General features: G+C 56.0%; 22 protein-coding genes and 1 riboswitch. Of the genes, 9 read left to right on the forward strand and 13 right to left on the reverse strand.

Annotated elements, in window-relative coordinates; translation table 11 throughout:
• Positions 1-165 precede the first annotated feature (165 nt).
• Positions 166-957, forward strand: a complete 792-nt coding sequence (locus FGO67_RS11280; RefSeq protein ID WP_203300782.1) for an enoyl-CoA hydratase — start codon at positions 166-168, stop codon at positions 955-957.
• A 28-nt stretch (positions 958-985) separates the two neighbouring features.
• Here FGO67_RS11280 and FGO67_RS11285 read toward each other — a convergent pair whose 3' ends face one another.
• From FGO67_RS11285 to FGO67_RS11295, 3 genes are read right to left on the reverse strand one after another with little or no spacing between them, the layout of a single operon-like run.
• Positions 986-1,480, reverse strand: coding sequence for a DUF192 domain-containing protein (locus tag FGO67_RS11285; protein ID WP_203300783.1), 495 nt, complete (start codon positions 1,478-1,480; stop codon positions 986-988).
• Between the two features lie 8 nt (positions 1,481-1,488).
• Positions 1,489-2,250 (reverse strand): ABC transporter permease, encoded by a 762-nt coding sequence (locus tag FGO67_RS11290; protein ID WP_203300784.1) that lies wholly within the window; start codon positions 2,248-2,250, stop codon positions 1,489-1,491.
• Between the two features lie 26 nt (positions 2,251-2,276).
• Positions 2,277-3,197 carry an ATP-binding cassette domain-containing protein gene (locus tag FGO67_RS11295; protein ID WP_203300785.1) on the reverse strand — a complete coding sequence of 307 codons (921 nt, stop codon included), beginning with the start codon at positions 3,195-3,197 and terminating at the stop codon, positions 2,277-2,279.
• A gap of 131 nt (positions 3,198-3,328) precedes the next feature.
• Here FGO67_RS11295 and FGO67_RS11300 point away from each other — a divergent pair, with 131 nt between their 5' ends.
• Complete coding sequence (locus tag FGO67_RS11300; protein WP_203300786.1) at positions 3,329-3,784, forward strand: hypothetical protein; 456 nt, start codon at positions 3,329-3,331, stop codon at positions 3,782-3,784.
• A 25-nt stretch (positions 3,785-3,809) separates the two neighbouring features.
• The gene (locus FGO67_RS11305) at positions 3,810-4,190 is read left to right on the forward strand and encodes a hypothetical protein (protein WP_338039560.1); all 381 of its coding nucleotides are present in this window, start codon (positions 3,810-3,812) and stop codon (positions 4,188-4,190) included.
• Here FGO67_RS11305 and FGO67_RS11310 read toward each other — a convergent pair.
• Complete coding sequence (locus FGO67_RS11310; protein ID WP_203300787.1) at positions 4,183-4,752, reverse strand: hypothetical protein; 570 nt, start codon at positions 4,750-4,752, stop codon at positions 4,183-4,185. The two genes, FGO67_RS11305 and FGO67_RS11310, sit on opposite strands and share 8 nt — an antisense overlap.
• Positions 4,753-5,100: 348 nt before the next feature.
• A riboswitch (cyclic di-GMP riboswitch) is annotated at positions 5,101-5,175 on the forward strand.
• A 30-nt stretch (positions 5,176-5,205) separates the two neighbouring features.
• Here FGO67_RS11310 and FGO67_RS11315 point away from each other — a divergent pair.
• Positions 5,206-5,862: a PEP-CTERM sorting domain-containing protein gene (locus FGO67_RS11315; RefSeq protein ID WP_203300788.1), complete on the forward strand. Its 657-nt coding sequence runs from the start codon at positions 5,206-5,208 to the stop codon at positions 5,860-5,862.
• Positions 5,863-5,948: 86 nt separating this feature from the next.
• Here FGO67_RS11315 and FGO67_RS11320 read toward each other — a convergent pair whose 3' ends face one another.
• The 3 genes from FGO67_RS11320 to FGO67_RS11330 are packed head-to-tail and all read right to left on the reverse strand — an operon-like array spanning position 5,949 to position 8,943.
• Positions 5,949-7,415 carry a PhnE/PtxC family ABC transporter permease gene (locus FGO67_RS11320; RefSeq protein ID WP_203300789.1) on the reverse strand — a complete coding sequence of 489 codons (1,467 nt, stop codon included), beginning with the start codon at positions 7,413-7,415 and terminating at the stop codon, positions 5,949-5,951.
• 8 nt (positions 7,416-7,423) lie between these two features.
• Positions 7,424-8,074 carry an ATP-binding cassette domain-containing protein gene (locus FGO67_RS11325; RefSeq protein WP_203300790.1) on the reverse strand — a complete coding sequence of 217 codons (651 nt, stop codon included), beginning with the start codon at positions 8,072-8,074 and terminating at the stop codon, positions 7,424-7,426.
• Positions 8,074-8,943 carry a putative selenate ABC transporter substrate-binding protein gene (locus FGO67_RS11330; protein ID WP_238942337.1) on the reverse strand — a complete coding sequence of 290 codons (870 nt, stop codon included), beginning with the start codon at positions 8,941-8,943 and terminating at the stop codon, positions 8,074-8,076. The genes FGO67_RS11325 and FGO67_RS11330 overlap by 1 nt, the downstream gene beginning before the upstream one ends.
• Positions 8,944-9,127: 184 nt before the next feature.
• Here FGO67_RS11330 and senB point away from each other — a divergent pair, with 184 nt between their 5' ends.
• Positions 9,128-10,111 (forward strand): selenoneine biosynthesis selenosugar synthase SenB, encoded by a 984-nt coding sequence (gene senB, locus FGO67_RS11335; protein ID WP_203300791.1) that lies wholly within the window; start codon positions 9,128-9,130, stop codon positions 10,109-10,111.
• 24 nt (positions 10,112-10,135) lie between these two features.
• Here the strand turns inward: senB and selD are convergent, their stop codons facing one another.
• The 4 genes from selD to FGO67_RS11355 form a co-directional block, all read right to left on the reverse strand.
• A complete protein-coding gene (gene selD, locus FGO67_RS11340) occupies positions 10,136-12,412 on the reverse strand; it encodes a selenide, water dikinase SelD (protein WP_203300792.1) in 2,277 nt (758 codons plus the stop codon).
• Positions 12,412-13,086, reverse strand: coding sequence for a helix-hairpin-helix domain-containing protein (locus FGO67_RS11345; protein WP_203300793.1), 675 nt, complete (start codon positions 13,084-13,086; stop codon positions 12,412-12,414). The genes selD and FGO67_RS11345 overlap by 1 nt, the downstream gene beginning before the upstream one ends.
• Before the next feature lie 42 nt (positions 13,087-13,128).
• Complete coding sequence (locus FGO67_RS11350; protein ID WP_203300794.1) at positions 13,129-13,527, reverse strand: hypothetical protein; 399 nt, start codon at positions 13,525-13,527, stop codon at positions 13,129-13,131.
• A 168-nt stretch (positions 13,528-13,695) separates the two neighbouring features.
• Positions 13,696-15,216, reverse strand: coding sequence for a GNAT family N-acetyltransferase (locus tag FGO67_RS11355; RefSeq protein WP_203300795.1), 1,521 nt, complete (start codon positions 15,214-15,216; stop codon positions 13,696-13,698).
• Positions 15,217-15,503: 287 nt separating this feature from the next.
• On the opposite strand from FGO67_RS11355, the gene FGO67_RS11360 reads away from it, so the two are divergent.
• Both FGO67_RS11360 and FGO67_RS11365 read left to right on the forward strand, forming a co-directional pair.
• Complete coding sequence (locus tag FGO67_RS11360) at positions 15,504-17,297, forward strand: methyl-accepting chemotaxis protein (RefSeq protein WP_238942338.1); 1,794 nt, start codon at positions 15,504-15,506, stop codon at positions 17,295-17,297.
• A gap of 59 nt (positions 17,298-17,356) precedes the next feature.
• Positions 17,357-17,914, forward strand: a complete 558-nt coding sequence (locus tag FGO67_RS11365) for a YiiD C-terminal domain-containing protein (protein ID WP_203300797.1) — start codon at positions 17,357-17,359, stop codon at positions 17,912-17,914.
• Between the two features lie 40 nt (positions 17,915-17,954).
• On the opposite strand, the gene recQ is transcribed toward FGO67_RS11365, so the two are convergent.
• A complete protein-coding gene (gene recQ / locus FGO67_RS11370; protein ID WP_203300798.1) occupies positions 17,955-19,823 on the reverse strand; it encodes a DNA helicase RecQ in 1,869 nt (622 codons plus the stop codon).
• A 218-nt stretch (positions 19,824-20,041) separates the two neighbouring features.
• Here recQ and FGO67_RS11375 point away from each other — a divergent pair, with 218 nt between their 5' ends.
• Positions 20,042-21,235: a lysophospholipid acyltransferase family protein gene (locus tag FGO67_RS11375; protein ID WP_203301193.1), complete on the forward strand. Its 1,194-nt coding sequence runs from the start codon at positions 20,042-20,044 to the stop codon at positions 21,233-21,235.
• Positions 21,236-21,273: 38 nt separating this feature from the next.
• Positions 21,274-21,933 carry an alpha/beta hydrolase gene (locus FGO67_RS11380; RefSeq protein ID WP_203300799.1) on the forward strand — a complete coding sequence of 220 codons (660 nt, stop codon included), beginning with the start codon at positions 21,274-21,276 and terminating at the stop codon, positions 21,931-21,933.
• A gap of 16 nt (positions 21,934-21,949) precedes the next feature.
• Here the strand turns inward: FGO67_RS11380 and glgA are convergent, their stop codons facing one another.
• Positions 21,950-23,440 carry a glycogen synthase GlgA gene (glgA, locus tag FGO67_RS11385; RefSeq protein WP_203300800.1) on the reverse strand — a complete coding sequence of 497 codons (1,491 nt, stop codon included), beginning with the start codon at positions 23,438-23,440 and terminating at the stop codon, positions 21,950-21,952.
• Positions 23,441-23,487: the final 47 nt, after the last annotated feature.

Here is a 23,487-nt window from a genome sequence, read left to right on the forward strand (position 1 = left end):
TTTAATGCGCGACCCACTGCCACTTACCTTTAGGCCTGAGCTACGGATCACAAGCCCCAACAAATTCCTGAACGTCCTACAAAAGTCGTTTCGACAGTGTGAGAGGCCTGGTTAATACTGAAGGTTCTAATGAATATCTTCAGAATCCAACCGGGAGAAGCCGCTATGCTGTCTGCAGAGGAACCCTTGCTGCACTACTACAGTGAGAATGGGATCACCACGCTCACCCTGGATCAGCCGCAGCGACGCAACAGCCTGTCGATGGCCATGCTTGAGGAATTGTCGACAGCGCTGGAACAGGTGGCCGAAGATGCAGAAACCCGTGTAGTGGTACTGGCTGCTCATGGCAGTGTGTTTTGTGCCGGGCATGATCTTACTGAGATTCAGGATCGATTCGATGATCATGACTTTCAGCTGGCCCTGTTCAAGCTGTGCAGCAAGGTGATGCAGCAGATCGTCAATCTCCCGAAACCGGTGATTGCCCGGGTTGCTGGTGTAGCCACCGCTGCGGGCTGCCAACTGGTTGCCAGTTGTGACCTTGCTGTGGCCGCCGACACGGCACGGTTCGCCACTCCAGGCGTCAACATCGGTTTGTTCTGTTCCACGCCCATGGTCGCGCTGTCACGCAATGTCAGCCGCAAGCACGCCATGGAAATGTTGCTAACCGGCGAGATGATTGGCGCCGCCCGCGCGGAAACCATCGGCCTGGTTAACCGGGTGGTGGATGAGCAGGTGCTGGATGAGACCGTGTATCGCATGGCCCGGACTATTGCCGACAAATCCGGTCAGGCGGTAAAAGTGGGCAAAGAAGCTTTTTACCGGCAACTCGAGCTGCCACTGGCCGACGCCTACGAATTTACATCTCAGGTGATGGCGGAGAACATGCAGGCCAGTGATGCCCGTGAAGGTATCTGTGCGTTTCTGGAAAAACGCAATCCGCAGTGGAGCAAAGATTAAAGGCGGCTAAAAGGTGCGGGCAGGGCGGTTAGGGATTGGAGCAGTGCTCTGTTCCAGTCATCAGCCGGTCGCCCACCTCGATACCGTGGTCTGAAAAGAAATCCTGGTTCATTTCCACAGCTGATTGGAAGGCCACGCCAGCGGGGTAGGAGGGACAGCTGCTTGCGCTGCCCGTCACGCACGGCGCCATCTGGCGAATACTGGCAATCTGGTCCTGTTCATCCAGGTAGGCGATATCCAGATCAAGCTGGGTTTTGTACATCCAGAAGCCGCGATCAGGGCTCTGTAGATTCGGATACTGGAACAGCATGCCTTCATTTTCTTTCAGTGATTCGCGCCCCATCAGCCCCGATTGTCGCTGGCTGAATTCCCGTGCTACCTCCAGAGTCACCGGCACGGGTCCGTTATCCGTCATAAAGCAGGCAACCACTTCTGGCAGCCTGGGCTGGGGAACGGACGTGTCAGCGGCACACGCACTGGTCAGGATGCCGGTGCAGGCGATTGCCACCAACAGTGGTCGCATTGAGCCCCTCACGAACGTAGCCGGTAACCGGTTTTAAAGATGTACCAGACGGCCAGCATGCAAGCGGTGAGGAACACCAGAGTCATGCCGACACTGATGCCGATGTGCACGTCTGAAACCCCATAAAACGCCCAGCGGAAGCCGCTGATCAAATAGACCACCGGGTTGAACAGGCTGACGGTTTGCCAGATCGACGGCAGCATGTCGATGGAGTAGAAAGTGCCGCCCAGGAAGACCAGCGGCGTGACAATCATCATGGGTACTATCTGCAGCTTCTCAAAACCGTCCGCCCAGATGCCGATGATGAAGCCAAACAGGCTGAAGGTGACCGACGTCAGTACCAGGAAGGCAACCATCCAGAACGGATGCAGTACCTCGTAGTCGACAAACAATCGAGCGGTGGCAAGAATGATCAAACCGAGGATAACGGACTTGGTCGCGGCAGCGCCCACGTAGCCCAGCACTACCTCAACGTAGGAAACCGGTGCCGACAGCACCTCGTAGATTGTGCCCGAGAATTTGGGCATGTAGATCCCAAAGGATGCATTGGAAATGCTCTGCATTAGCAGTGACAACATTACCAGACCGGGAATGATGTAAGCGCCGTAGCTGATGTTGTCGATATCGCCCATGCGCGATCCGATGGCGGAACCGAACACCACAAAATAGAGGCAGGTCGAGATTACCGGGGACAGCACGCTTTGCATCACCGTGCGTTTCATGCGGGCCATTTCAAAATTATAGATTGCGCGAACGCCGTAAAAATTCATGCCTTTCTCCAGTGGGGCCGCTGGCCTTATTCGTGTACCAGGCCAACGAAAATCTCTTCCAGGGAGCTCTCTCGCGTCTGTAGATCGCGGTAGTCGATGCCCAGATCGCCCAGGGTACGAAGCAACCGGGCCACGCCGGCTTGCTCTTGCTGAGAGTCAAAGGTGTAGATCAGCTCGTAGCCGTCTTCGGACAGCTCGATGGGCTCCAGAGTCAGTTCACCCGGCATCTTGTCGAGCTTGCTCTGCAGCTGCAGACGCAATTCCTTCTTGCCAAGCTTGCTCATCAACTGGTCTTTCTCTTCCACCAGGATGATCTGGCCCTCACGAATCACCCCGATCCGGTCCGCCATCTCTTCCGCTTCTTCGATGTAGTGGGTGGTAAGAATGATGGTGACGCCGTTTTCCCGGAGCTTTCGAACCATCTCCCACATGTCGCGACGCAGCTCAACATCGACACCTGCGGTGGGCTCATCGAGAAAAAGGATTTGAGGCTCGTGGGACAGGGCCTTGGCAATCATCACTCGCCGTTTCATGCCGCCGGACAGTGACATGATCCGGTTATTGCGTTTGTCCCACAGGGATAGGTCTTTCAACACTTTCTCGATGTGCTCGGGGTTCGGTGCTTTGCCAAACAGGCCACGGCTGAATGAAACGGCATTCCAGACCGTCTCGAACGAGTCGGTGTTCAGTTCCTGAGGCACCAGACCAATCGACTGACGAGCCTTGCGGTACTGGCGCACAATGTCATGTCCGGCAGCTTCAACCTTGCCTTCAGAGAGGTTGGTGATACCACAGATGATGCTGATGAGGGTGGTCTTGCCAGCTCCATTCGGGCCGAGAAGGGCGAAGATTTCACCCCGTTTGATTTCCAGATTAATGTCTTTCAGCGCCTGGAAGCCGTCGCCATAAACCTTGCTGAGGTGCTGTACGGAAATGTCCGGTTGCACGGGCGTGTCCTGTCTTGAAATGGGCCAGAAATAGAAGCGCGATATTTTCTCATGACTGACGCAGGTTTAGAAAGCTTTGCCTGACAACGGATAAGCTCCATAATGCCGCTGTCTGCAGATGAGGTACGGGTATGTTACGAGCGGTTCTGGTGGTGGGATTGATGCTGACGCTGTTAATTGCAGCGGTTTTTGGGCCTCGTCTGTTGAGGACGGTTGAGCCAGAAGCCGGCACCGGTGCCAAAACCGAGTGTGATCTGGACTCCAGTGCTTGCTCCTGGTCCGATCTTGATGGCAACTGGCACGTGCAATTAAAGCAGCTGACGGATCAGGAAGCGGACTACGAGTTGACCGTGACCGGGGTGGAAGCCCCAGACCGACTGCTTGCGGTTCTGCAGGGCGATTCCATGTACATGGGGGAATACCCGGTTCCACTTCGCCGCCAGGGTGGCGGTCGTTACGTCGCGCGCTTCAGCGCCCCTCTGTGCAGCACCGGAAGTGATATGCGCTGGCGCCTGATTCTCCAGCGAGGGCAGACCAGTATCGATACTGCTCCCTTCCACATGGTGTTTCAGGCACACACTCTGTGAAAGACCGCAAAACCTGAACCCTGCATTGCTGACAAGCCCCCACGAAGGTGTAGACTCCAGTAATCTTGTCGCCAACATCAGGGAAGACGCCATGGATTACGGAGATAGTGTCCAGAAAGTATTGCTGCGGAAAATTCGCAAAGCAGAGCAGGATCTCATTCAATTGAAACTGGACTACTGCCGGTTTGTGTTCGGCCTAACCCATCGCGCTCGCGTTGTTTCCGGAGATGGCGTTTACCTGGTGCGCTCGGTGGATGTTGAAACCATGAAGCCCACCGAAGAGGGCGCTTTTACCAAACCTGCAATCGCTGGAACGCCCGTACACTCACCGGATACCCCGGAGCTCACCCAGCTTGGCACTCAATGGACATTGGAAGGGGCCTCCAAGCCTGCCGCAATCAAATAAACGAATTGGCGGTAACCGCTTCATAAAGACTGTGTTGCGACGCCACATAGTGATGCTGCGTCCAGAACTTGGCCCCATCGAGACCTTCCCGAAAGCACGCCAGACCGGCGCTACTGTTCGTTAATGTTGCGATGGCCTGAAGCGCCTGTGATTGCCTCAGGCCTGTCTTTCGGCTGGCGATGTGAGCCACGATGCCAGCAAGGGAGTCAGAATGCCGAACTGAGTGCTCGCAAAGTGCACAGGCTGCCCCGTAAAGCCAGTTAGCAGCATAGGCTCGAACGGCGGCAGGGGAGTCGGCCAGGTCGAGACCACGGGTCCTGCAGTCCCTTTCTTGCAGGCCAGCGAGAATATGAAGCTGGGTAAACAGTTCCGTTCGATCAGGCGCTGAAACCGGTGGCATCATGCCTGCATCCGTCCGGCCAGTAATTCCTGGCGTCTTCATGTGGTTGCCCTGCAATCCATCCACCGGTGCTGAGCGAATCAACGCCACCATTCGAAAGGCCATCAATAGCACCAGCGCCACCAGCCCAACCTGCGTCACCAAAATCAGCCCGTCTGTCATAACATCCGAATCCAAGCATTAAGAAGATAGGCGGATTGTAACGGAATGTAATCGGGCGTCAGAGCTAACAGATTGGCAGAATGCGCCAAAACCTCCGGGTTGTCTTCGATTTGTGATTGGAGTCCCACTGGCAGCGATTTGGCGGTGTCAGAGGAGGCCAAAGCTTGCGCAAGTCCTGCTGTCAGTGCGGGCCGGTGTCAGTTCCTTTTACAGGAAATGAGCGTTGCGAGGGATGTAACTTCAGATTTACAGATATGCGTCGATTATTTTTACAGTTGCCAGTCGCAAACTTTCAGAAGTCATTAAATATCAGATCCCTACGTTCTCTGGCATGCTTCTCGCAAACTGTAAACGTGTAGCCAAACCATTCGCGAGAGTGGGACGGAAAGCTGCGGGTCTCCAGGAGACAGCCGGGCTGCGCCGAGCGAGTTCTAAGCCTCCCGGAGAAGGTCGATGAAACTATTCAAAACGGCACTTGGTTTCGTGTTTGCAGCAGTAGCAGGCGCCGCTCTTGCAACACCTCAATACCATGGCACCACAACAGCCAACGGTGATCTGGCGCTGAGCCACGGAGCCGGCTACTACATCTGGAATGACCTGCACAATACGCGTGACTGGTTTGTTCGCTGGACAGCTCCGGGAGTCATCGATTCGGACAGCACGGTAGAGTGGTTCGGACACCTCCAATTCGGAAATTCGATGCTTGGTACAGTCGAGGAGTTCGGCTTCGAAACCTCTGGTGCTCACGTGGACACCCTCAGTAGCATGAGTTTCGGGACCTCCGACTTCATTACCTGGGAGGCTGCTACTAACGACAGCGGGGGTGTCGACGGATTCAACTTCACGCTGACAGGCCATACAGAGTTGCTCCAGTTTGCACTGGGTTCCAGTATCTATTCCGGGCTTGCTCCGACACTGGCAGATCCGGGCGTGGCGTCCACCGGGATTTTCATTGGCGATGGCTACGCCTCGACCAATACCCTGGTGCTGGAAGGTTCCCATGGCATCTATCAGCAGTTTGAAATTTCTGTGGCTGAACCGTCGACACTGGCTCTTTTAGGATTGGGTTTGGTGGGCTTCGGCGTGCTGCGGAGACGAAAAAAAGAGTAACGTATCCCTGTTTGTGTGAAGAAAGCCGGGCAATGCCCGGCTTTTTTTGTCTTGTCAACTGCCCCTCGCCCAATGGGATAGAAGCCCTAACAGGTTGGCATGGTCTGAAGTGCCAGCTTCCGCCTTATGAAGCGGCCCAAAATATCCACACCGATGTTCAGCAGCGCAGTAATAACGATTAGCACCATGGCGCGGTCGAACTGGATATTCTGAATGGCGCTGTCAACATAGAAGCCAAGGGTGTAGATTCCAAGAATTCCCAAAATTGCGGTTTCCCGCATGATGATTTCCCAGCGATAGAACAGGAAGGCCAAAAACGCGCGGTACACCCGGGGTACCAGCTCGTAGGTGTATCGGTTGAAGCCAGTTATGGCGTCTGGGCGCAGTTGTATTGCGCTGGATTGCCGTCCGATCAAATGCCCGATGATACCGCCATTATGCAGGGCCAGGGCGATTACCGCGGGCAACATTGATGGCCCCCAAAGCTGCAATAGAATGTACGCGAGAATGTACTCTGGGGTAGAGCGTGCAATGACCAGAAACACGTGGCCACCAGTGCGTCGCACCGGACCGCCAAAGTGATTGGATATCAGCGGGAAGGTCAGCAGGGCGATCAATCCCGTCGCTACCAGGGCAATCTGGGTCAGCACCAGGGTGTTCCAGATGCCAGGCAGGGCCTCGTTCGCCATCACATCCCCCAGCCACGGCACCAGGCCACCAACTCCATCGCCGTTCCGCAAGGGTGACGGGATGATATCCTGGGTAAAGAATCGCTCGACATTGCCCCAGACGATGGGCAAACCCTCACCGAGAAAAAAGGGTGCGCCGAGGATGTAGACCGGAAGCAGCTTGGGCTTCACCCAAAGCGGCATAGTCGCGATCAGTACATAGAACAGAATCAGCATGGCCCCGGCTTCGGAGTAATGGCCCTGGGAAAACGCCGATTCCAGGAAGAAGCCCAGGGTGGGTAGCCCGACAAAACCGAGGATCGCGCTGGACCGCAAACCGCACTCCAGCCGATAGGCGGTGTAGGTTCTCAGCTGAACCCAGCAATCCGGAATTCGGGTGTACAGGAAGGCAGAAACCACGCCGGTTCCTGGCGGCAGAAGGCGGCCTGGGGACGGGTCCGCCTCTTCAAATATCTCTGAATAAACCTTGGCAAAAATACCCGCGTAAGGGATCGCGATGGCCAATACACCGGTGAGCGGGTGAAAGCCAAAAAATTGCAGGAATATCAGAGCCCAGAAAAGCTCATGGATGGCGCGGATAAACGCGCAGAACGTGCGCACTACCGGGTTGCGATACACCAATGACAGAACGAAGCCGCACAGACTGCCCAACGCCACACCCACGAAGGCGAAAGCCACTGTGCGCAACAAAGCCACGGCAACCCCCTCGGAACTGAAGAAGTCCGGAGTGACAATGCCCATGAAAAAACGGCCCAGGTCTTTCCAGGGGTTAGCGGCCGTGATCGCAATGTCGGCAAACAGCAGCGCGACCAGGGCAATGGCAACAAACAGAAAACTGACTCGAACTGTGGGTGAGGAGAACATGGCAGGCGTCAGTACAGTGGAGTGATGTCAGCGGGGCTCAGTCGCTCGCTGTATTCATCAAGAGCGATCTGACCGTCCTGAATACCAACGATGCGGGTACAATATTGGAGCGCTAACTCAACATCGTGCAAAGCCACAACACTGGTGGGAAATCGCTTGCTCATCAGTTTCATTACCAGGTGAGACATGGGTCCATCCAGTGCTGACACAGGCTCATCCGCCAACAACATGTCTGCTTTGCGAAATACCGCTCTGGCGATAGCGACCCTTTGCCGTTGACCGCCGGACAGGGACGCGGTCGGCACCCAGATTTTTTCCGGCATGGAAAGATCTTTGAGCAGCTCGCGCACGGCAGCCGAGTCTTTGGAGAACGGGCGGATCAGCGTAAGGGTGTTGTACCAGGTAGGGTGGGCATCAAGTTGTCCCATATACACGTTGTGGAACACGGACAGCGCATTTACCAATCCAAGGTCTTGCGGAACCAGTGAAGACGTACGGCCGACCTGCTGATGAATCAGGCTGATTAAGGTCGACTTGCCAGCGCCGCTCTTACCGACCAGCGCAACTCGCTCTCCTTCCTTTACTTGGAGGGAAAGCGGGCCAATAACCCGCTCCCCTCCAAACGAGGCCGTTAGGCCAGACAGATCAAATCCGGACATTAATCGATGATTCCGATCTGCTTTCCTACCACTTCAATCGGCTTATAAGCGTCATTGGAAACGGGGATAAAGCCAGAACGCGGGAAGCTGTTAAGCAGCTCTTCATCCTTCATGTTCAACAGTGCCTGCTGAACGCGATCGGTAAAGCCTTCACCAAACCGCTCGTCCGCGTCACCGCGAATGCTCCACTGGTAATTGGGGTAGCTGGGTGTCGTCCAGATGACTTTGACCGCATCGGTGTCCACGTTGCCGTCTTTGGTCTCTTTGTCCCAGACCGAAAAGTTGATGGCGCCCACGTCATAAGTGCCTGCCTCGACCAGGCGCAGGGTGCGGGTATGGTTACCGCTGAAGCCAACCCGTGAGAACACGTCTTCCGGCGCTTCGTTGAAGGCTTCGCGGATGTAGTATTCGGGGATCAGGCGGCCGGAGGTAGAACCTTTCGAGCCAAACGTGAAGGTTTTGCCGCGCAATGCTTCCGGAAGCTCTTCAGCTTCGTCCAGGCCAGTGCTTTTATGGGCAATGATGTGAGAATAAAACGCCTGGTCTTCAACACCCTGGGCGATCGCTTCTGAGCCGGGTACCAGCGAGCGCGCCTGAACACCAGACAGGCCGCCAAACCAGGCCAGCTGCACTTGATTGTTGCGGAATGCAGACACTGCTGCGGCGTAGGATTTCACCGGGATGTAGCGAACATCAACGTCCAGGTTCTCCGACAAGTAATCTGCGATACCACGGAAGCGCTCAACAAGCTTGGTTTCATCTTCGTCAGGAATCGCGGTGAACACGAGAGTCTCGGCTGAAACAGCGGCCGAACAAGCGAAAAACACGACACTTGCGGCGGCGAATTTCCGAATCATATTCAGAGCCATTTGAGGGTCCTTTCTTTCCGGGGATGGTTCGTTCTTTTGGGTTGTAAGCTGCCGAAAATACTGGCTTCATCAGCATACCGTGATTTACTACGTCTCGGAACAGCTATACGATTGCAGTCAAGAAAAAGTGCAGCCTGACGGGGAAAAATATCGTCGCCAGCAAACCAGCAGGAATTCAGCCGCCATGCACATCACTCTGATCACGCCTGCGCCGTCAGGTTCACGGGCTGGCAACCGGGCAACAGCGGATCGCTGGGCATCACTATTAGAAAATACCGGGCATCGAGTCCGTGTTGTCACGGAGTACGACGGCGCCCCCTGCGACCTGTTCATCGCGTTACACGCCTGGCGCAGCCACGATGCCATTCAGGCCTTTCGCAAATGCTGGCCGGAAACGCCGCTAATTCTGGTGCTGACCGGAACGGACATCTACCGGCATCAACAGGAGTATCCGCTTCCTACCCGGGCATCCATGGCTGCGGCCGATGTGCTGATTGGTTTGCATGCGCTGGTTTCGGAGGACATCCCTGAGGAGTTCGCCGGCAAACTACTGACCCTCTACCAATCCGCCAATGAGATCCCGCCCGCCACCAACAAAGCGGCTGCGACCGAAACCTTCGATGTATGCGTGATTGGCCATCTGCGTGAAGAGAAAGATTCGCTTCGGGCGGCGATGGCTGCGCGTTTGCTGCCGGACGAATCCAGAGTGCGCATTCTCAACGCAGGCAAGCCTCACAATGCAGAATGGCAAGCGTTAGCAGAACAGGAGGTGGCCGCGAACCCACGCTTCAAGTGGCTCGGTGAACTGGACAAGCCCAGCACCCAAGAGCTGATGGCGCAGTGCCAGTTGATGGTGATGAGTTCGGTGATGGAGGGCGGTGCGAACGCGGTGTCCGAAGCCTGCTGCGCAGGGCTGCCGATTATAGCGTCTAATATCCCCGGTAATCGGGGGTTGCTGGGCAACGACTACCAAGGTTATTACCCGGCCCGTGACCACGTGGCCCTGGCCAAGCTGCTGCAGAAATCAGAATCTGATCCGGAATTCCTGAAGTGTCTGACAGAGCAGGTGAATGAACTTGCTCCTCTGTTTACACCGGAAAACGAACAACGTTCGTTGGAGCGGGCACTGGAAATGGCTCTCCAGCGCCGCTCCAATCTGAAGGGCTAGGCTGCGGGGTTCACACCCAATCGATCAATCCTTGAGTGAGATAGGTTCGATGGCGCCCTGCATGTCCTGGGCTGTAACCCGACCGATGATGGCCGTGTGCGGGTAGCCCAGTGCTTTCAACTCGCGCACGCACGCTTCAGCCTGATCCGCCGCAACACTGGCAAGTAGACCACCGGCGGTCTGTGGATCAAAGATCAGCGGGTACCTCGGGTGATTTATCCACTTCTCCTGATCACGGATACCGCGACGCAAACGGATGTTTGCCGGCTGCAGTGAACTCAGAATGCCTGCGGCTGCGGTTTCCTCAGCACCCGGTAGCACCGGGATGGCAGACAAATCCAGTTCGGCATCAACGCCAGATGGCCGGGTCATCTCGACCAGATGGCCGAGCAGTCCGAAGCCAGTCACATCGGTACAGGCCCTTGAGCCATAACGCCTGAGGCACTCAGCACCGGCTTTGTTGGACTGGATCATGGAGCTCAGGGCGCTATCAATCCAGCGCCCCCTGGCGGCCAATTTGGCGTGAGCTGCGAACAGAGTTCCGGTGCCAATCGGTTTGGTCAAAATCAAAACGTCACCGGCACGCAGGCCGCCTTTGCTCATGACTTCGTCCGGATCGATCAGGCCGTTTACCGCAAAGCCTAGTGCCAGTTCCTTGCCTTCGCCGGTGTGGCCACCGACCAGAGCGCAGCCTGCTTCGTTCAGAACCTCTACGGCGCCAGACATCATCTGGTAAACGACGTCTTCAACCTTGGACTCGATGCCGTAAGGGACGGTAGCGACGGCAGTGGCACTTTGAGCCTCTGCACCCATGGCGAACACATCTCCCAGGGCGTGGTTGGCCGCAACTTTGCCAAACACATACGGGTCGTCAATAAACGCCCGGAAGAAATCCACCGTATGGACCACAGCCTTACCCGCCGGAACCTCCAGCACTGCAGCATCATCGGGAGAATGCAGCCCGATGATGATGTCATCCCGCTCTATAGGGCGAAGCTCGCCAAGAGCGCGGGAAAGAACCGTACTGCCGACCTTGGCGCCACAGCCTCCGCAGCGCATGGCAACGGCCGAAATGGCCTGCGACGCTTCTTCCGGATTCTGGGCCGCAGCGGTATCGGGTAGTTTGGCGTTTTCTTCCATCTCTGGCAGATCGTTGAACTTCTTCATGAAGCGACGATCGATCCAGTCTTTCCAGCGCCAGACCGCTGCGCCATCCACCTCGAAATTGCCCCGGGAGGCGATGGCGTACTTGTCGCCGGTGCTGATCAGCGCCAGCCAGTTTTTCTGGGGCTGGAAATCCTTGGGCGCCTTGCCGAGCGCTAGCCGCTTTAGGTTGTCGGCCAGGGGCGGACCCTGACGAACCGCAAACACGCCAGCCTTTTCGCGCGGGTGATTGAGAACATTGGCTATATCGCCGGCGGCAAAAATGCTGTCGTCGTTTTCAGCCTGAAGAGTATCCCGTACCCGGATAAACAGACCGTCGTCCAGAGCGAGGCCGGTGTCCTTAAGCCACTCAGGCCCACCGGCCCGGGTAACCCACAAAACTTCATCAACCTGCAACGACTCGCCGGATTCAGTTTGCAGCAAGCCTTCCTGAACTTTTTGCACCGGCGAACCGAGGTGAACCTTTACATTGCGTCCAGCCAGGGTTTTCTCAAACACGGCTCGCACTTTGGCGTTGTGCGTGGGCAGGATCTGGTCAGCAGCATCAAACAGGTGAAAATGGAGCTGGTCCGGATCCTTGCCCCGTTGCTTGAGTTCACGGGTTAGTCGGAACTGCATGGCCAGCGTTAACTCCACACCGCCGGCGCCGGCGCCCACCACGCCAACAGTGAGCGGGCCTTCGTGATTTTCAATTCGTGAGAGCAGGGCAAGCCAGCGGTTATTGAAGCCAGTGATGGGTTTAACCGGAACGGCATGCTCCGAAGCACCTTCCACCTCGTTTACCCGGGGGGAGGAGCCAATGTTGATCGAAAGAAGATCATACGGAACATCTGGCCGCCCACGGCACAGCACCCGCTTGTTCTCTCGATCAATGCCGATCGCTTCAGCCCGATAGAATCGAGCACCTGCGAATTCCGCAAGCTTGCTGAGATCGATATGGACATCGTCGTAGCTGTAATGTCCGGCAATGTAGCCGGGCAACATGCCGGAGTAGGGTGTGTGGGTGTCACGGCAGATGAGGGTCAGGCGCACGCCGGGTACCGGGTTCATAGCGAACCGTTTTAGTACCCCGACGTGGCTGTGCCCGCCGCCAATCAGGACAATATCCCGTAATACAGGCTGGTCAGGCGTGCGCATCAGATGATTTTCTTAGCTTCGGTACTGAACTGGTCAAATCCTTTGACGCTGGAGAAAGCCTTCAGTTTTTCCTGATCGGCGGCGGAGGGGTTAGCAATCTGATCGATGGAGGTAATACCTGCGTCCTTCATCTTCTTCGCGGTCGCCGGGCCAATGCCTTTCACCAACGTGAGGTCACTCTTGTTTACCGGCTTGGCTGCCTTAGCCGCAGGCTTCTTTGCTGCAGGTTTCTTGGCGGCAGTTTTTTTAGCAGCTGCTTTCTTCGCTGCGGGCTTCTTAGCCGCCGACTTGGATGCCGGAGCCTTCTTCGCCGCGGAGGTCGCTTTACTGGTCGCGGACTTGGCTTGTTTCTTGGCCTGCTCAGCCTGTTTCTTGACGTCTTCGGCAGCGTCTTTAGAGGCGACACCAAGACGCTCCAGAATACTGTTTTGCAGCTCGTGGAATTCGTTCAGACGCCGCTCAAATTCTTCGTTGAAACGCTTCATCTCGCGATCGCGAAGCTCGTCGACCTCTTTGAGAAGCTTCCGTACCGGCTCCTGAACTTGTTGCTGCAGGCTATCAAACTGCTTCAACGCATCATTAACCAGCCCCTCGATCTGAGAGGACGTTTTTTCGAACTCCTGGTTCACCTTTTTGACAATTTTGTCAACGCTGGGTTTGGCCTTCTTTGCCATGAAATGTCTCCTTGAGGATGAGGGCATTACGAACAACGGGGATTAGGCCATTTGCCGGAAACCGGAAATGGACCCGGGCGAACGCCTCGACTTCAGAGACTGTTTTTTCGAGAGAACTTCCCGAATTCGCCGCAGTTTCTCCGCTAGGGGAGAGTCGTTATCTGAATCGAACTCAACAAAATCAATTGAATAGTAGAAGTTGCTGCAGTGCTTCCTGCGCTCAGTCACCAGGCCGGTCACACCCTCCGCACGAAGCTTGTCGAAAGGCATATCCATCACCAAATCCAAAACGATGGTGTCGCCCGGATTGAACATTTTGTCGGTTTTCATCACGCACCCGTACGCATCCAGCTCATAAAGAGCGGCTTCGACCAACTCCTTACGAAACAGGCCCTGCCTGATTCGAAACTGTGCGATAAGGTCCGGTAGTGCTTCAGTCATTAACATGGTCTCGAGTGATTTCCGTATCGGCCTTAGCCTGCCTTCCCTAAGGCAGCTTGATATTGATTAAACGATAGCCACTGAATGGCAGTTTAGCAACGCTATCAGTGTCCTACGAAAAGGGTTTGAGGCAGTTATTGAACTTTTAACTGCCTGGACCCAAGCCTATTACTTCTTTTTCAGGTCGTACATGTCAACCCGACGATCCTTCAGGTTGGTTACTGAGCCCTCATTTCGAACCAGTTTGAGCTTTTCCAGGTCCATGTCCGAGAACATGATCATTTCGGTGTTTGGCGTTGTTTCCGCCATCACCGCATCATGGGGAAACGCAAAATCAGAGGGCGAGAATACGGACGATTGCGCGTATTGGACGTCGAGGTTTTCAACTTTTGGCAAATTGCCCACGCTGCCGGTGATCACGACGTAGCATTCGTTCTCAATGGCCCGGGCCTGGGCACAGTGTCGTACCCGCAGGTAACCGTTCTTGGTGTCGGTCCAGAACGGCACCATGATGATGTCGACGTCCTCACTTGAGGCAATCCGACCCAGCTCCGGGAACTCAATGTCGTAGCAGATCATAATCGCAACGCGGCCTGCGTCGGTATCAAACACTTCGAAGTCGCTGCCGCCTTCGATAACCCAGTCCCGGCGCTCATGCGGGGTGATGTGGATTTTGCGCTGCTCATCCACTCGGCCATCACGATGGCACAGGTAAGAAACGTTGTAGACCCGGTCATTTTCCAGCAGTGGCATAGAGCCGGTGATGATGTTGATGTTGTAGCTGACTGCCATCTCGGACATCTCATCACGGAACTGCTCGGTGAACCCGGCCAGGAAGCGGATGGCCCGGGTCTGGTCCATCTGATCGGTCAGTCCCATGAGCGGCGCGTTGAAGAATTCCGGGAACAGGGCAAAGTCGCTTTTGTAATCTGAGAGTGCGTCCACGAAGTACTCAACCTGCTTGAGCACCTCTTCGACCGATGTAAATTCACGCATCTGCCACTGAACCGCGCCCAGTCGAACCTGTGTCTTCTTAACGTTCAGAACTGACGAAGGCGGCGTGTACAGGATGTTCCGCCATTCCAGCAGCGTGGCGTAGCCCAGGGATTTCTCATCCTCGGGCAGGTATTTGTGCATCAGCCGCGTGACCTGGAAATCGTTGGACAGCTGGAAGCTCAGAATCGGGTCGTAGATCTCTTTCCGGTCGACACGCTGGATGTATTCAGCCGGCGTATACTGGTCCGCATACTTGTAATAACTCGGTATGCGACCGCCCGCAAGAATGGCGCGCAGGTTCATAGACCGGCACAGCTCTTTGCGAGCCTCATAGAGACGACGACCGAGACGGTACCCGCGGAATTCCGGATGAATGAACACATCCAGGCCGTACAGGGAGTCACCGTTGGCGTTGTGCCAGATCTTTTCGTTCCGAAGGATCAGGTCGTCGTAGGTATGCGGGTTGCTGAAACGCTCGTATTTCACGCACACGGTCAGCGCAACCGCAATCAACTGGCCATTGTCCTCAATGCAGATCTGGCCATCTGGAAACTGCTCCACCAGTGCCTTGATGGTTTCTTTGGGCCAGGCCCCGCCAATGTCATCGTAGATACGATCCATCAGAACCTGGAGCTGGTCATAGTCTTCAAGCGTCAGGTTTCGGAGATTGAGGTGCAGTTCTTCGTGGGCCATTCAGATCGGCTCCCGCCAGTTATAAGTAGCAGTTAACATGCCGCTAAATGAGCAGCAAACCAACGAAAGTCTATCAGATGCTGTAAAAGAGTTCGCATAGCCGGCCGAAACAACTTTTAACAGATATATAGCGTGCAAATGCGTATCCTCGCTTCCGTTTTTTAGCCCCAACGACTCATCCTAAGGATCTCACTGTGAATCTCACTTTCGGTCAAAAGCTGCTAATCGCTTTCGGCGTTCTCCTTGTGCTCGTAATGGCCGCTTTTACGTTGTCAAACGACCTCCGTTTGCGCGAAACCACCACAACTTATGTTGATGCAGTTATCCACGACGCTGTTGCGCAAAGTACGCCGAGCATTGCTGAATGGCTCAATACGCGCTTGCGGATGACCGAATCCGTTGCCGACTCCCTTGTAAAGCTAGACTCCGACGAACAGGCTCGCACCGTATTCCAGACCATGACAGCCGGTGGCGGATTTTCCGCAGTTTACGTTGGCCGTTCGGATGGGGGCATGATGATGCAGTCCGAAGCAGCAGACGCTAGCCTCCCCGCCGACTTCGATCCAAGGAGCCGACCCTGGTATCAGAAGGCCACCAGGCTGGGCAGGGCCTCATTCACAGATCCTTTCGTCGATGCCGCTGGCACGGGGATGATTATTTCGGCGTCTGCTCCCGTAAAACGTGGAACCTATGAAGGTGTCGTCGGAGCTGACATTGGACTAAGCGCAATTCAGAACATCCTGGACAATATTACTCTAGCAGACGCCGGATACGCGGCTCTGATCAGCGCCAACGGTGTTGTTCTGTTTCACCCCGACCAGGCGTTGATTGGCAAAAACATTAAGTCGCTGATTGGCGAGGCGCCAAACCTTGACGGCAGCGTCCACGAATTCCAGAACAACGCGGCCTCCTGGGAGGCCAGCTTTCACGCCATTGAGGATGCTCGAGGCGTTGATTGGTACCTGGGTACCTTCGTCAATCAGGACCTGATCAGTGCGCCGGTTCAAAGTGCTCGTCTGACCGGGTTGATAATGGCCTTCATCGGTCTTTTGATCTCCCTTGTCCTGTTGCACCTTGGCATCAAGGTCCTGATGGCGCCTGTGCGGCGCCTTAACACCGCGATGGCGGACATTGGTGCCGGTGATGCCGATCTTACCCAAAGACTGGACGCCAGCGCCCGCGATGAATTTGGCCAGTTGGCGGAGAGCTTTAACCGCTTTGTCGAAAACATCCAGAGCGTCGTTCGCGATGTTCAGAGAGGCAGCGACGAGCTCGATGATAACGTGCAGTCCCTGCGCGACACCGCCAGTACCAGCCGATCCAGCGTTGAGCAGCAACAGTCGGAAATTGACATGGTTGCCACCGCCATTAATGAGATGTCCGCTGCAGCGGGTGAAATCGCACAGAATGCGCAACAAACTGCCGATGCCGCTAATACTGCCGACAACGACAGTCGCGCTTCGCTTGAAACCGTAGCTGCGTCGCGGGATGCCGTACAAAAGCTGTCCAAAGAGGTAAATTCCGCCGCTGAGGTCATCAATGCCCTGGGCGAAGATGTGTCATCGATTACCTCGGTACTGGAAGTGATTCAGGGCATTGCCGAGCAAACCAATCTGCTGGCACTAAACGCAGCCATTGAAGCAGCGCGTGCCGGTGAGGCAGGGCGAGGCTTTGCCGTGGTCGCCGATGAGGTACGGAATCTGGCTCAGCGAACCCAGTCGAGCACTGAAGAAATCAACAGCATGATCGAGCGCCTGCAAAAGGGTGCCAACAATGCGGTCACCGTGATGAATGCCTCCACGGCAGTCTCGAATGTCAGCATGGAAAAAGCCCAGGATGCCATGGAGTCGCTGAATCGCATTGCCGAGGCTATCACCTCCATCAACCAGATGACCTCGCAGATCGCGACGGCATCGGAAGAGCAGACTTCAGTGACCGAGGAGCTGAATTCGTCCATCACGCGCATCGCCGACCAGGGTCAGGAAGCGGCCGCGGCGGCTAGCGAAAACGACGTTTACAGTGGGCAGATTGAAAGCATTGGTCGCACGCTGAACCAGAATGCGTCACGATTCCGGGTGTAACGGGCACCCGGGGGCCAATTGTGCGAAGATCAGGCAATCTCCCCTAATAGAGCATGAACATGGCACTTATTGACACGATCATCGGCGCAACCGGGCAATGGGTTGCGCATTCAGATTCCAACGCCACCCTGGCAAACCCTTTGGCGTGGCTGCGCAAGACCGGTGGCTATGCCGCGGTAAACCGCATCATCGGCCTGTCGATTCCGTTTGCTACCCGCAATCGATTCAGCGTGGAGGAGTTGCGGCCGGGCTACGTTAAGGCCCGAATTCGCCTGAAGGGCAACAAGAATCACTTTGGCAGTTTGTATGCCGGCGCCTATTTCCTGGTCGCGGAAATACCCGGTGGCGTGCTGACATTGTTTGACCTTGGGCCTTCGTACACGCCGATCCTCAAGGAGATGACCCTGCAGTTTCTGCAGCCGGCAAACTCGGACGTCACCGTGGAGTTCTCACTGACACCGGAAATGGTCGAGGGCATTCTGGCGGACGCGGACGCCACCGGCCGGGCCAAGTTTACCCTGGAAGGCCAGCTACATGATCAAGAAGGCAACCACGTTGCCAATTCAATCGCCCATTACCGGGTTCGAAAGCAGGGCTTCAAAGCTGAGGGCGAGTAAGCCCTGTGGAGTTGTTAACTGGGAACGGTAAATGGAGCGCTTACGAGCGCTCCAGACCAGAAAGGGTTTCGAGGAAAATGGCGCCGTACTTCTCCAGCTTGGCGGCGCCGACGCCGCTTACCTCGGCCAACTCGTCCAGGGATTGCGGTTTGCGCTCCAGCATGTCGAACAGGGTGGCGTCGTGGAAGATGACATAGGGCGGAACCCCCTGCTTGTCGGCAAGTTCCTTGCGACACGCCCGCAAGGCATCCCAGCCGGCTTGGTCGGTAATCTGTTCACGTATAGCTGCACCACTGCGACTGCCTTGGCCTCGCGACGAGGTTTTCTTAACCACCGGATCTTTGCGCAGCTCAACCGGCTGTTTGCCTTGAAGCAGTGGGCGACAGGTCTCCGTTAATTGCAGGGCGCCGTAGCCCTCGGGGTCCGCCCGCAAATAGCCGTTGGCAACCAGTTGCCGGAATACCGACTTCCACTCGTTCACTGACAACTCGGTACCAATCCCGTAGGTGGACACTGCCTGGTGGCCCGACTGCAGGATTCGTTCGTTTTCCGATCCCCGGAGCACATCAATCAGGTAGGTGACACCGAAGCGCTGGCCAGTCCGAAAAACACAGGACAACGCCTTCTGGACCGCGACGGTTCCATCCCAGGTTTCAGGTGGATTCAGGCAGGTATCACAATTGCCGCAGGGCTCGTCCTGTGTGTCCCCGAAATAACGCAGTAACACCTCACGCCGGCACCGGGTGACTTCGCACAGGCCAAGCATGGCGTCGAGTTTCTGCCGTTCTACCCGCTTGAACTGATCGTTGCCCTGTGACGCTTCCAGCATCTGGCGCAGTTTGATGACGTCCTGAAGGCCATAGACCATCCACGCGGTTGAGGGCTTGCCGTCCCGGCCGGCACGACCGGTTTCCTGATAGTAGGCCTCGAGGCTCTTGGGCAAATCCAGGTGAGCAACAAACCGAACGTCAGGCTTGTCGATCCCCATCCCGAACGCAATGGTGGCCACAATAATCACACCGTCCTCACGCAGGAATCGTTCCTGATGCAGCGCCCGGGTTTCGGACGGCAGGCCCGCGTGGTAGGGCAGAGCCGTATAACCTTTGTCGGCCAGCATGCGCGCCGTTGCATCCACCTTGTTGCGAGACATGCAGTAGACGATGCCGCATTCGCCATCATGTTCTGCTTTAATAAAATCCAGCAACTGCTTGTTTGCGTTTGTTTTAGGCGCAATTCGGTACTGGATATTCGGGCGATCAAACCCGCTTACAAAGTGCCGCGCTTCGGTAAGGGAAAGCCGCTCGGCAATCTCCTTGCGAGTTCGCTCGTCGGCGGTGGCAGTCAGAGCGATGCGCGGAACCGTCGGGAATTCGTTGGCCAGCATACTCAGCTGGAGGTAGTCAGACCTGAAATCATGCCCCCACTGGGACACACAGTGAGCTTCGTCGATGGCGAACAGAGAGATCGATGCGTCGTGCAGCAGGTCAATGGTACGTGGCTGAATCAGTCGCTCAGGCGCGCAATACAGCAAATCGAGTTCACCCGTTGCCAACGCGTATTCGGTGGCACGCGCCTGCTCCATGTCCATGGTGGAGTTCAGGAACGCCGCTTTCACTCCCAACTCTTTCAGCGCTGCGACCTGATCCTGCATCAGGGCAATGAGCGGGGAGATCACCACGGCAGTTCCGGGCCGAACCAAAGCGGGTACCTGGTAACACAGAGATTTACCGCCCCCGGTGGGCATCAGCACCAGGGCATCACGGCCATCGACCACTTCCCGAATGATGTCGCCCTGCAACGGCCGGAACGTCTCGTAACCGAACACCTCATGGAGCACCTGTTCGGGATCCCTGCGGGAGGTCGTCGGGCGCTCTGTGCTGAGCTCTTCGAAGTTCTGATCAAAATGCATAAGGTAACCGGTTAATCGACGTGTTTGCCGAAGAGATTGCAGAGGGAATTTGCTTGGGCGCGAATGATACCAGATTCACCAACAGATTCATTGGCGAGGATGCGAAACACGATGGCGGGGGATGGAGGCAAAGTAACCTGAGAAACGCTACAATACCGCGTTTTTGAATCACCGTTTAGCGGAATTCTGTGACAGACACCGATAATAACAGGGCTTCCATGCAGGAATTTGATGCCATCCGTCCGTATTCGGACGAAGAGACCGGCCCGGCCATTAAGCGCCTGGTAAACGATCAGGAATTTCTCGACATGGTCGGCCGGTTCAAATCGCCGACACTCGCCCGTTGGGCTCCGGCAGTGCTCAGAGTGTTCATTCGCCGCTGGCTGGCAAACCATTTTGGGCAATACCACCGGGTTGATGATCTGCAAGCCAGCTTGTCTTCCTATGTTGGCGAATTGGTGGACGGCACCACATCACGGGTTACCGTCAGTGGCCTGGAACACCTGGACAAAAACAGCGCGCACCTGTTCATCTCCAACCACCGGGATATCGTCTTCGACCCGATGGTGGTGAACTATCTGCTGTTCCAGAACGGTTTTCACACCACCCGAATTGCAATTGGTGACAATCTGCTCGCCAACCGCGTATTTGCGGAGATGATGCGACTGAACAAGAGCTTTGTGGTTCGTCGCAACATGACCAGCCCGCGGGAAATGCGGGACGCTTATCTGACGCTGTCGGCCTTTATTAACCACAGCATTGATACCAACAACAGCATCTGGATCGCCCAGCGGGAAGGCCGGGCCAAAGACGGCCTCGATTTTACCGATCCCGCCATCATCAAGATGTTCTACATGAGCCGCAAGAAGAGCGGGCTCAGTTTTGCCGAGGCCATGAACCGGCTACACGTGGTGCCTGTCTCCATTGCCTATGAGTACGATCCCTGCGACGAAGACAAAGCCCGAGAGCTGGAAGCGCGCGCCCGCACCGGCAATTACACCAAGGCCGAAGGTGAGGACACCGATCAGATCATGAAGGGCCTAACCGGATTCAAGGGCCATGTGCACGTTCACTTTGGCAAGCCCATTCAAAACGCACCGGACGACGCCAAGGCTATGTCTGCGTTGATTGATCGGGAAATGCACGCTAACTACCACCTGCATGCCTCTAACCTGGTCGCGTACCATGCCCGTGGTGTACATCCCGATGCGCACGTCACCCCTGACACCGTCAGCGATACCGTGGTGACGGCCGAAGCCTGGTCACCGGCGGAAATGGAAGCTGCCGAGGCCGAAATGGACCGGCGCCTGGACGCCTGTGATCCGGCCATCCGTCCGTACCTGTTGGATATGTACGCCAACCCGGTAGTGACGGCACTGGAAGCGAATTCAGACGAACCGAATCCGGAATAATCCGAATCATCTATTTACCGACGTCAACGAGGTGTTGAGTGCAGGATCTTGATTACATTGAACTGGAAACCGCTCCGAATCCGACAGCTGCGGTCATCTGGCTGCACGGCCTGGGCGCGAGCGGGCACGATTTCGAACCGGTAGTACCGGAGCTGGGCCTGCCTGAAGGCGCGGCTGTGCGTTTTATCTTTCCCCACGCCCCCGAGTTGCCGGTGACAATCAACGGCGGCATGCGCATGCCCGCCTGGTACGACATCAAGGCCATGGATATAGATCGCGTGGTGGATACCGAGCAGCTGATGGCATCCGCCGATGCCGTGGGTAAATTGGTGGATCGCGAGATCGAACGCGGCATCCCGTCTGAAAAAATCGTTATCGCTGGTTTCTCCCAGGGCGGCGCCGTGGCTTACGAGCTGGGCCTGAGTTACCCGAGCCGCCTGGCCGGTGTGCTGGCACTGTCGACCTACTTTGCCACCGCCAAAACGGTGAAACCGTCGAGCGCCAATGCCGGGATACCCATTTCTGTCTACCACGGAACCTTTGATCCCATGGTGCCGGAATCACTGGGGGTACAAAGCGTGGAGGCCCTGAAAGCCATGGGCTTTGCCCCGGACTACCAGACCTTCCCGATGGAACACAGCGTTTGTCTGGAAGAAGTGGTCGATATCGGTCGCTTTATTCAGAAGCACGCGCTCTGAGCCACGCCAGACCGGGCTAACCCCAAATGGCATGCTGGCGTTCGGCAAGGATATTTTGGTACAGATCGCTGTATAGCCGGGCGCTGCGGTTCCAGGAATAATCGCCTGTCATGGCGTTTTCCTGGATCCGGCGCCAGGTTCTTCGGCTTTCATAATATTTCAGGGCCCGTTCAATAGTGGAGAGCAAAGCCGCGGCGTCTGGAATGTCAAAGCTGAAGCCGTTGGCTATCTCACCGCTGTTGTTGGAGACATCGAACACGGTGTCTCTTAGCCCTCCGACCCGATTCACGATGGGAATGGTGCCATAGCGCAGACCGTAAAGCTGGTTCAACCCGCAGGGTTCGAATCGTGAGGGCATGAGCAGCAAGTCACTGCCCGCAATCACGCGGTGAACAAGGGCCTCATCGTAAGCAATGGTCACTGACAGTTGTCCAGGCCAGTCCCGCGCATGCTGGTCCATTGCAACCTCAAATTTCCTTTCTTCAGAACTCGACGCCTGAGAAGCGGTTCCGGCGCCTATCATGGCCAGCTGGCAGCCTCGCTTTAACAGCGCCGGCAACACGTCCGAAAGCCAGTCCAGACCCTTTCCTTTAACCATTCGACCTGCAAAGCAGAACAGTGCGGCATCAGTCTGTTCCAGCCCCAATTCCTGTCGCAACTGAAAGCGGCACAGGCGTTTGCTCTTGATGTCCTCAGGACCATAGTGGTGGGGAAGGTGGGCGTCGTTTTCAGGATCCCAAGCACGCGTATCGATGCCATTCAGGATTCCGGTTAATTCATGACGACGTTGGTAAAGCAGGTCTTCCAGGCCACAGCCGAATTCCGGGGTCTGGATTTCCTCGGCGTAACCCGGACTCACGGTCGTGATGCGGTCACTGAACACCAGGCCGCCCTTGATGAACGCAAGCTGCCCCTTGAGGTCCAGTAGATCGTAGCTCCAGGATTTCTCGGGCAGACCAAAGTTTTGAAAGGTGTCTTGCGGGAACAGGCCCTGGCTGGCCAGATTGTGAACGGTAAATACCGTGCTGGGACGCTCGGAACTTAACTCCAGGTAGACCGGTAGCAGCGCGCTTTGCCAGTCGTTGCAGTGCACCACCTCGGGGATCCAGGATAACCCGGCCTTACCAAGTGCAATTTTGGCCCCTACCTTGGCAAACAACTGGAAACGACGTGCGTTATCCTTCCAAGGCTGTCCTTCTGCGTTTTGGTAGGGGTTTCCGGGGCGCCTGAAAAGCTGTGCGCAATCGACGATCCAAAGGGTAACGGCGGTGCCGGGTAAGCGGGTTTGCCACAGGTTTACATCGTAACTGTCGACCCACAAGCGCGCTTTGTGAAGAGCCCCGGCGTCACGGGTTAATTCCATGGCGGCAGGGTAGCCCGGCAACAGTATAGTGACGTCATAACCAATATGGCCCAGCGCCTCTGGCAAACTGGCGGACACATCGGCCAATCCGCCGGTTCTGACCAACGGATGAACCTCACTGGTGACAAACAGAACACGGGTCATGGCAATGACCTTAGCTTCACCACCCGCTAGGGCGGTAGGGCTTTGAA

The organism is Marinobacter sediminum, from assembly GCF_016820575.1.
In the GTDB taxonomy this organism is placed as follows: Bacteria; Pseudomonadota; Gammaproteobacteria; order Pseudomonadales; family Oleiphilaceae; genus Marinobacter; species Marinobacter sediminum.